The following is a 9,059-nucleotide window of genomic DNA, read 5'->3' on the forward strand; positions in this document are numbered from 1 at the left end:
CGCATGAAGTGAACCAGCCGATCGCCGCCACAATCGCCAACGCCCAGACGGCGCTTCGCTGGCTCAGTTTTGACCCGCCCGATCTGGACAGAGCCCGCAAGGCGCTTGACCGCATCGTCAGGGACGGCGCCCATGCGGGGGAGGTCGTTCAGCGGATCCGCGCGCTCACCAGGAAGGGGTCGACGCCGCGCGATCGGATGGACATCAATGCTGCGATCCGCGAGGTGATCGAGCTGACCCACAGCGAAGCGATGAAGAACGGCGTCTTAGTTCGGACAGACCTTACTGAAATCCTCCCGCCGACGCATGGCGATCGCGTCGAACTTCAACAGGTCATCCTCAACCTGATCCTCAACGCCGTCGAGGCCATGGCCGACGGCGAAACGCCGCGAGACTTGTTGATTGCGACGGCCAAAACCGAGTCGGGCGAGACGCTTGTTTCGGTGCACGACACCGGCCCCGGCCTCGCGACGGAAGTCCAGGAAAACCTGTTCAGGGCTTTCTACACAACCAAGCCGAGCGGCCTGGGCCTGGGGCTGTCGATCTGTCGCTCGATCGTCGAATCCCACGGCGGACACTTGTGGGCGAGCGCCAATGCGCCGCGCGGCGAGGTCTTTCAATTTACATTGCCGGCCCATCCAGACATTGCAACCGGTCGGTGATGTTCGAGGGTAACGGAATCTCGAGCGGTCCGAGTTTTTGCCGAACGTGCAACGGATGTGCGGCCCAGGCGGCGTAAAGCTCGTCTCTCAGCGTCAATTCGATGAGCGCGGACAGTTGCTCAGCCTACAGCCGCATAACGCCGTTCTCGATCTTCGGTGAGGGCGTGAAACCGACGATCCAGGTCAGTTGGGGCGACATCGCGACCCCGTTTCATTCGAAACCGGTACGCCGCCCCCACCTCGCCTTCGGCGTTCGGCTGAGCGAGACTCGCGCTTCGATTCGACAATGCGACGGGCGCTAATTCCATGCATCAATCCAGGGATGATGCCGACTCTTATCAGCGCGTCGAAGTGATCACGGGCCGTCGTCGTCGGCGCGATTGGAGCGATGCGGAGAAGGCGCGGATCCTGGCCGAGAGCGCCGATCCGGAGGTGAACACATCGGATGTGGCGCGGCGCAACGGGGTGAGCCGAGGATTGCTCAATGTGTGGCGGCGCAAGGCGCGGGTCGCCTCCAGCGCAGGGCCGCAATTCGTGGAGATCAGACTCGACGATGGTGTCGAGGCGCGGCCGGACGCGATCGACCAGCCTCGCGTCTTGGCGGGTCCGGCCGAACGGATCGAGGTGATGATCGCTGGCGCGACGGTGCGCGTGCCCGTCGGCGTCGACGCCCGGGAGGAAAGATCGTCGTGTGCCGCGCAAGCGGCGTCAAGGACGGCCGCAATCCGTGGCTCGACGCCTTCGCGGCCGTGCGGCGGCGGTTCGGCGGCGAGCACGAGCCGCACGACGCGCGCGCCTTCCTCGAGGGCGGTCGTTTCCGTCACCGCGAGGCGATCACGGTCGAAACGACCTCCGTCGTCCCGGTTGCGCGCTTCGCCGACCGGCTGCTGTCGTTCTCGACCTCGTCGCCTGCGCGGCTGAGCTCTCGCATTTCCGAGATGCGGGACGTTATGGCCAGGCGATGGCGCCCTTCGCGACCAACGGCCTGATCGACGAGATCGTCGCCGCGCGGGCGGACGTGTTCGAGGGGTAGCGCTCCCCGTGTGCAGAAGGGCCAGGATCGCCGTGTCCTCGGGCTGCATCCGTATGCTCAACGCCATCGACCCTCAACGGCCGCGTCGCGAAAGGCGCCAGGGTGAGTCGTGCTGTAGAGCCGGGCGAGAGGCGGGGAACGCCCGCGCCGACGCCGGCTTCACGCGCCGGCGGGGCGTCGTGTCTCGTTCCGTGGGCCGACGGACTCGACGTCGCGGAGGACGGAGAGCGCGCAGGTCGTCTCGGGAAAGACCAGGGTCCCCGCCACAGCGGCCGCTCAAGTGCGAGCGTCGAATTGGCTTTTACCGCCCAAACCGGGCGTCCGATGCGACCGATTCAACGACTGGAGTCGACGTTGCAATTCCTATTTCGGACGCCGCAGCTGCGCGGAATCGCAGACATTCATGCAAAGGCGATGGCGTTCCGAAGGACGACTCGGTCTGGGTGCCGTGCCCATGCCGCCCAACTTGATTAAAAGGCGGCATGGTTTTTCGCTGGGCTTAGCTACGCTAGTCGGTCTTCACGTCAACGACGAACTGCACCGGCCCCACCCCCTTGGTGGTCCAGTTCATTACCTTGCCTTTCAGGGGTGCCGCATCGCCGGTGGCAAACACCCAGGTGGCGGTCCCGCTGGCAGTGCCGCCCGTCACCTGTCCCTTGTCGTTCACGATGAGGTCGAGGATACCGTCACCGTCCTTGTAGATGACCAACGATCCGGGCCTGCGTATCGCACCCGTGCCCGAGATCAAGGTGTCCTTGCCCTTGGTCGTCTCCCAAGCGACCGTGCCCGTCAACACGCCGCCCGCCATGGGTCCTGCCTCAACGCGACAGCTGAAGTTGTCGACAACCAGCACGTGTCCATCCTGATCACCAATGGGCTCGGGCGTCGTTAGGCCGACGTCCTGACAGTTGAAGACGTTGTCCGCCATCGCGGCACTCGAAAACACCACCAGGAACAATGCAGTCCCACCCAAATGATACTTCATGTGATCCTCCCTCAAGTTTGTTGATTGAATACGCACCTCACGCATACGCTACTACGGCAGAACTGACATGGCGTACTCCACGTAGAGCCAGCGGCCGTCCTGCTTCTTGAAGACGTCAGTCTCGAAGACCGATACCTCAGAGGCCGGACACGTCTTGGGGCTCCAACAGGTTCAGCGCCACCGAGGAAGTCGCGAGCCGCGCGCTGATGCAGCCCAAGCTTTTGTCGCAAGGTGGGGAGGTCCGCCGGCCCCAGAGCCAGCGTGCTGAACACGCCGAGTTCGACTGCGCTGAGCAGAGTTTTTGCGCCCATAAAGCCCATGCCAATCTGCATTATTGCCGCCGGTGTCGAGTGGCTCATGTCCGTACTCCCTGTCTCAGCCACCTGAGCGCCAATGCAAGTCGGCGCGCTCAATGCGGAATGGCGAGAAGTTAAGCTAACGGGCACGAGCCAATACGCTGGTGATCTGCATCACAGTTCGGGCCCGTCGAAAGACGGGCGTCTTTCAACGCCCTAAGGCGGGGAAGGAAGGGATGGGAGTCGCGCCGACCCTGGAAATTCAGGGCCTCCGGCGATGACAGGGCGACGCGACCCCTCCCGCCTCCGACGGAAAAAGGGAATGCCTGCCTGTCGGTCGCGCGCTCTTAACCCTTCATCAACCTATCGGCTCCAAACATGGTTAACGAAGCGCCAATGGACCGGCATGATGAACGCCCATGTTAACCCACAGCAGACCTTGAATTTCCGGGGACGGTCGCTGCTCGCCTTCGTTCTCGAGCCGACCCAGCCGCTCGAGGAATGGTTTGCCGCGCTCGACGCCTGGCTCGTTCGCTCGCCGACGTTCTTCGCCGCAAAGCCCGTGATCCTCGAAATGGCCGGGCTGGAGATCGACCTCAAGGCGTACCGCGACCTCATCAGCGCGCTCGCGCGGCGCCACATCCGGGTGATGGGGGTCGAGAACGCCGACCGCGCCCTGGTCGGGCCGCACCTGCCGCCCGTCGTCTCGGGCGGACGCACGGTCAGCGCGGCCGCGCTCACCGAGGAGAGCGCACCGCCCACGGCCGCGCCGGCAAAACCCCAGCCGGCCGAACCGCTGATCATCGACGGCAATCTCCGCTCCGGCCAGTCGATCATGCATCCGGACGGCGACGTGACGATAATCGGACGCGTCGCCTCGGGCGCCGAGATCGTCGCGGGCGGGTCCGTCCACGTCTACGGAGCCCTTCAGGGACGGGTGATCGCCGGGATCTCGGGCAGGCCGGACGCGCGCATCTTCTGCCGCGAGGCGCACGCCGAGCTTCTGTGCATCGGCGGGGCCTACATGACCGCCGAGACGATGGACCCCGCATTCGAGGGCCGGAGCCTGGAGGCCCGGCTGGTGGGCGAGGAGCTGAGGCTCCGGACCCTGGACTGACCTTTTCGGGAGGAACGAGCGCATGAGCAAAGTGATCGTGGTGACGTCCGGCAAAGGCGGAGTGGGCAAAACCACCTCGACCGCCTCGCTCGGCGCGGCCCTCGCGCAGACGGGCCAGAAGGTCTGCGTCGTCGATTTTGACGTCGGTCTGCGCAATCTCGACCTCGTGCTCGGGGCCGAGCGCCGGGTCGTCTACGACTTCATCAACGTCGCCCAGGGCGACGCCAGGCTCGCCCAGGCGCTGATCCGCGACAAGCGGGTCGAGACCCTGCATCTGCTCGCGGCCTCCCAGACCCGCGACAAGGACGCCCTGACCGACGAGGGCGTGGAGCGCGTGATCGGCGACCTGAGGCAGAGCTTCGACTGGATCTTGTGCGACAGCCCGGCCGGCATCGAGCGCGGCGCCCTGCTCGCGATGCGGTTCGCCGACGAGGCGATCGTGGTCACCAACCCGGAAATCTCCTCGGTGCGCGATTCCGACCGGATCATCGGCCTGCTCGACGCCAAGACCCGCCGCGCCGAGGCCGGCGAGAAGATCGAGAAGCGCCTCTTGCTCACCCGCTTCGACGCGGCCCGCTCCAGCCGCGGCGAGATGCTCAGCGTCGCCGACGTTTTGGACATTCTCTCGGTCCCGCTCCTCGGCATCGTGCCCGAGGACCAGGAGATCCTGCGCGCCTCCAACGTCGGCGCGCCGATCACCATCAACGGCTCGGCGGGCCCCGCCGCACGCGCCTACCGCGACGCCGCGCGCCGCCTCATCGGCGAAACGATCCCGATCGCGGTCCCGGACGAGAAGAAGAAGACCCTGTTCAACCGCCTCTTCAGCCGGAGGGCCGCATGAGCCTCTTCCGCTTCCTGAAAGCCCGCGGCACGGCCCCGGTGGCGCGCGAGCGCCTCCAGATCCTGCTGTCGCACGAGCGCATTGCGGTCGGCCCGCGCGACCTCGTCGCCATTTTGCGCGACGAACTCCTGGCCACGATCCGGCGCCACGTCGAGATCGACCCGGAGAAGCTCTCGGTGAAGATGGATCGCGCCGAAGGGTTCTCGACGCTCGAGATCGACCTCGAGATTCCCTGCGACAAGGTCGCGCTCGCTGTGCAAGACGCCGCTCCGGAGGAGGCGACAGCGGCGTAAGACGGCTCGCGCCGTTGCCGACAGCCGCGATCGCTGACCCGGCATCTGTAGCCGCGGTCGCTGATCGCGGCTGACGCGGTCAGCGACAGCGTCACTGCCGCCGCCTCATCGCTCGAAAAGGCCGACGAGCGTGGCTTCGGCGAGGACGTGCTTGCGCGCCTCGCGCTCGACATCCCGGCAGTGCGGGTCGGCGTGGACGCCCAGCCGCTCAACCGAGAGCGCAAGCAGGCTGAAGCGGTAGTGGTGCGAGCCGTCGCCGCGCGGTGGCGAGGGGCCACCGTATCCCACCCGCCCGAAGTCGTTGATCGCCTGCTTCAAATGCTCGCGCCCGTTGGCGCGTCCGGCGCCGCGGGCGAGATGCGACCACGCGTGGGGGATGTCGTAGGCCGCCCAGTGCCGCCAGACGCCATTCGGCGCGTCCGGATCGTTGCAGAGGAGGACGAAGCTCCGGGTCGCCGGCGGCGCGTCGGTCCACTGCAGCGCCGGCGACAGGTCCTCGCCCTCGCAGGTGCAGACGCTCGGGATCCTGCCGTCATCGGAAAAGTCTGTCGAAGTGAGGCGCATCGCGGGAGGATCGATGCCTCTATCTCCTATGTCAAGATAGTGTCATGAAAGACCGGCCCGGACGGGCGCGTCACTCCGTCATCCGCCCGCGCGCGACGCCCTCGCCGAGTTCGCGGGCCCGCTGCCTCAAAAGGCCCGCCAGGTCGTCGTCGAGCGTCAATGTCGTCCGCATGGCGTGAATGTTGATGCGCTGGATTTGATGTCAAGACATTAAGTCATTTACACCGTCATCCGGCCCCGCACGGCGCCCTCGTCCATTTCGGCGCGCGTTCCGGAGAGCACCACGACGCCGCGGTCCATGACGGCGTAGTCGTCGCAGATGTCGCGGGCCCATTCGAAATACTGCTCGACCACCAGGATCGCCATGTCGCCCTTACGCCTCAGGTGCACGAGCGCCCTGCCGATGTCCTTGATGATCGAGGGCTGGATGCCTTCGGTCGGCTCGTCCAGAATCAAGAGCTTGGGCTTCATCACCAGCGCCCGGGCGATGGCGAGCTGCTGCTGCTGGCCGCCCGACAGGTCGCCCCCGCGGCGCCCCAGCATGTCGCCGAGCACCGGGAAGAGCGCAAAAATCTCGTCGTCGATCTCGCGCTCGGAGCGCTTCAGCGCGGCGAAGCCGGTCATCAGGTTCTCGCGCACGGTAAGCAGCGGAAAGATCTCGCGCCCCTGCGGCACGTAGCCGAAGCCCGCCTTGGCGCGCAAATGGCCGGGAAGCCGCGTCATGTCGTCGTCGTTCCAGCGGATCGCGCCGGAGGCGACCATGTGCTGCCCGACGATGGCGCGCAAAAGCGACGACTTGCCGACGCCGTTCCGGCCGAGCACGGTCAGGATGCGCCCCGTCTCAGCCTTGATCGACACCGAGCGCAGCGCCTGCGCCGCGCCGTAGAAGAGATCGATGCGGTCGACGGTCAGCATCGCCTCACCGCCCCAGATAGACTTCGACGACGCGCGGGTCGGCGCTGACCTGGTCGAGCGTGCCTTCGGCCAGCACCGAGCCTTCGTGCAGGCACGTCACTTTGACGCCGAGCTCGCGCACGAAGGTCATGTCGTGCTCGACGACCACGACGGAATGGTTCTCTGCGATCTCCCGCAAAAGCTCGGCGGTGGCGGCGGTCTCGGCGTCGGTCATGCCGGCCACCGGCTCGTCCACCAACAGGAGCTTCGGGTCCTGCGCGAGCAGCATGCCGATCTCGAGCCATTGCTTTTGCCCGTGCGACAGGGAGCCCGCGACCCGGGCGCGATGGTCCTTGAGGCGGGTGGTGACGAGAATCCGGTCGATGGTCGCGCGCACGTCCGGCGCCTCGCGGCCGAACAGGGTCGCGAGCACCCCGCGTGGCGCCTTGGTCGCGAGCAACAGGTTGTCTTCGACCGTGTGGTTCTCGAACACCGTCGGCTTCTGGAACTTGCGGCCGACGCCGAGCGTCGCGATCTCGGCCTCGTCGAGGCGGGTGAGATCGTACTTGCCGTCGAACATCGCCTCGCCCTCGTCGGGCCGCGTCTTGCCGGTGATGACGTCCATCATGGTCGTCTTGCCGGCGCCGTTCGGTCCGATGATTGCGCGCATCTCGCCCGGCGCGAGCGTGAGCGACAGGCTGCGGAGCGCCTTGTAGCCGTCGAAGGACACGCTGATGCCGTCGAGATAAAGGATCGACGCGGTCAGCGTCGGATTGCTGGTTTCGGCGAGCGTCACGGGTCGGCCCCCTCCTCGATCGCCAGCGCCGGGGCTTCTGGGGTCGGCGCCGTTTCGCGCTGCGGACGAAGCAGGAGGCCGAGCAGGCCGCGCGGCAGGAACAGGGTGACGAGAACGAACAGCCCGCCGAGCCCGTAGAGCCAGTACTCGGGAAAGGCACCGGTGAACCAGGTCTTGGCGAAGTTGACCGCGATCGCGCCGATAGCCGCGCCGACCAAAGTCGCCCGGCCGCCGACCGCGACCCATATCGCCGCCTCGATCGAATTGGCGGGCGCGAACTCGCTCGGATTGATGATGCCGACCTGCGGCACGTAGAGCGCGCCGGCCACGCCCGCCATGACCGCCGAGACGACGAAGGCGAAGAGCTTGTAGTTCTCAACCCGGTAGCCGAGGAAGCGCATGCGGCTCTCGGCGTCGCGCACCGCGACAAGCGCCTTGCCGTACTTCGAACCGATGATCGCGCGGGCGACGAAATAGGCGAGGATCAGCGCGATGGCGCTCGCCGAGAACAGCGCCGCCTTGGTCGAGGCCGACTGCAGCGAAAAGCCGACGAGGTCCTTGAAGTCAGTGAGTCCGTTGTTGCCGCCGAAGCCGAAGTCGTTGCGGAAGAACTCCTTGAACAGGGCGAAGGTCATCGCCTGGGTGATGATCGAGAGATAGACGCCGGTGACGCGCGAGCGGAAGGCGAACCAGCCGAAGGCGAGCGCCAGAAGGCCGGGAACCAGCACGATCATCAGCATGGCGTAGGGGAACCAGTTGAAGCCCCACCACGCCACCGGCAACGCCTTCCAGTTCAAGAACACCATGAAGTCGGGCAGGATCGGGTTGGCGTAGACGCCGCGCGTTCCGATCTGGCGCATCAGGTACATGCCCATGGCGTAGCCGCCGAGGGTGAAGAAGGCGCCGTGGCCGAGCGACAGGATGCCGCAATAGCCCCAGACGAGGTCGAGCGCGACGGCGAGGATGGCGTAGCACAGGTACTTGCCGAAGAGCTGCACCAGATAGGGCGGGATGTTGAACGGCGAGTTTGCGGCCGTCGCGAGCGACAGGACCGGCACGACGATCGCGGCCGCCGCCAAGAGGACGACGAAGACCAGCCCGATGCGGTCGAGTTGCGGGCTCATGCTTCCACCGCCCGACCTTTCAGCGCGAACATGCCGCGCGGCCGTTTCTGGATGAACAGGATGATGATGATCAGGAGCACGATCTGGCCCTGCACGGCGCCGATCACCGGCTCGAGGATCTTGTTGGCGACGCCGATCATCATGGCGCCGAGCGCGGTCCCCCAGAGATTGCCGACGCCGCCAAACACCACCACCATGAAGCTGTCGATGATGTAGCCCTGACCGAGGTTCGGCGAGACGTTGTCGATCTGGGAGAGCGCCACGCCGGCGATCCCCGCCACCCCCGAGCCGAGCGCGAAGGCGAGCATGTCGATCCTGGCGGTCGAAATGCCCATCGCCGCCGCCATGCGGCGGTTCTGGGTGACGGCGCGCATCTGCAGGCCGAAGCTGGTGGCGCGCAGCACGATCTGCAAGCCGGCGAAGACCACGATCGCCAGCACGATGATCCAGAGCC

At 66.2% G+C, this 9,059-nt stretch carries 11 protein-coding genes and 1 pseudogene; 6 read left to right on the forward strand and 6 right to left on the reverse strand.

Going from position 1 to position 9,059, the window contains the following annotated elements; translation table 11 throughout:
- From ACLP25_RS24915 to ACLP25_RS24925, 3 genes and pseudogenes are all read left to right on the forward strand, one after another.
- On the forward strand, window positions 1-662 hold a 662-nt coding region (locus ACLP25_RS24915), incomplete at its 5' end, for a sensor histidine kinase (protein ID WP_442471807.1).
- A gap of 306 nt (window positions 663-968) precedes the next feature.
- Window positions 969-1,169, forward strand: a pseudogene (locus tag ACLP25_RS24920) (transposase); the annotation flags it as partial.
- A gap of 182 nt (window positions 1,170-1,351) precedes the next feature.
- On the forward strand, window positions 1,352-1,651 hold the full coding sequence (locus ACLP25_RS24925) for a hypothetical protein (protein WP_442471817.1): 300 nt from the start codon (window positions 1,352-1,354) through the stop codon (window positions 1,649-1,651).
- A 552-nt stretch (window positions 1,652-2,203) separates the two neighbouring features.
- On the opposite strand, the gene ACLP25_RS24930 is transcribed toward ACLP25_RS24925, so the two are convergent.
- A complete protein-coding gene (locus ACLP25_RS24930; RefSeq protein ID WP_442471808.1) occupies window positions 2,204-2,680 on the reverse strand; it encodes a hypothetical protein in 477 nt (158 codons plus the stop codon).
- Window positions 2,681-3,385: 705 nt separating this feature from the next.
- Here ACLP25_RS24930 and minC point away from each other — a divergent pair.
- From minC to minE, 3 genes are read left to right on the forward strand one after another with little or no spacing between them, the layout of a single operon-like run.
- A complete protein-coding gene (gene minC, locus ACLP25_RS24935) occupies window positions 3,386-4,093 on the forward strand; it encodes a septum site-determining protein MinC (protein WP_442471809.1) in 708 nt (235 codons plus the stop codon).
- A gap of 22 nt (window positions 4,094-4,115) precedes the next feature.
- A complete protein-coding gene (gene minD, locus ACLP25_RS24940; RefSeq protein WP_442471810.1) occupies window positions 4,116-4,934 on the forward strand; it encodes a septum site-determining protein MinD in 819 nt (272 codons plus the stop codon).
- Window positions 4,931-5,227, forward strand: a complete 297-nt coding sequence (gene minE / locus ACLP25_RS24945) for a cell division topological specificity factor MinE (protein WP_442471811.1) — start codon at window positions 4,931-4,933, stop codon at window positions 5,225-5,227. The genes minD and minE overlap by 4 nt, the downstream gene beginning before the upstream one ends.
- Before the next feature lie 105 nt (window positions 5,228-5,332).
- On the opposite strand, the gene ACLP25_RS24950 is transcribed toward minE, so the two are convergent.
- The 5 genes from ACLP25_RS24950 to ACLP25_RS24970 all read right to left on the reverse strand — a co-directional run.
- Window positions 5,333-5,791, reverse strand: a complete 459-nt coding sequence (locus tag ACLP25_RS24950) for a YbhB/YbcL family Raf kinase inhibitor-like protein (protein ID WP_442471812.1) — start codon at window positions 5,789-5,791, stop codon at window positions 5,333-5,335.
- Between the two features lie 219 nt (window positions 5,792-6,010).
- Complete coding sequence (gene urtE / locus ACLP25_RS24955; protein WP_442471813.1) at window positions 6,011-6,706, reverse strand: urea ABC transporter ATP-binding subunit UrtE; 696 nt, start codon at window positions 6,704-6,706, stop codon at window positions 6,011-6,013.
- A gap of 4 nt (window positions 6,707-6,710) precedes the next feature.
- Window positions 6,711-7,481: an urea ABC transporter ATP-binding protein UrtD gene (gene urtD / locus ACLP25_RS24960; protein ID WP_442471814.1), complete on the reverse strand. Its 771-nt coding sequence runs from the start codon at window positions 7,479-7,481 to the stop codon at window positions 6,711-6,713.
- On the reverse strand, window positions 7,478-8,605 hold the full coding sequence (urtC, locus tag ACLP25_RS24965) for an urea ABC transporter permease subunit UrtC (RefSeq protein ID WP_442471815.1): 1,128 nt from the start codon (window positions 8,603-8,605) through the stop codon (window positions 7,478-7,480). Before urtC ends, urtD begins: the two co-directional genes overlap by 4 nt.
- Window positions 8,602-9,059 (reverse strand): ABC transporter permease subunit (locus ACLP25_RS24970; protein ID WP_442471816.1); only part of this gene is annotated, 458 nt, incomplete at its 5' end. The genes ACLP25_RS24970 and urtC, both read right to left, overlap by 4 nt.

It is taken from the genome of Roseiarcus sp., assembly GCF_052145395.1.
Classification (GTDB): Bacteria; Pseudomonadota; Alphaproteobacteria; order Rhizobiales; family Beijerinckiaceae; genus Roseiarcus.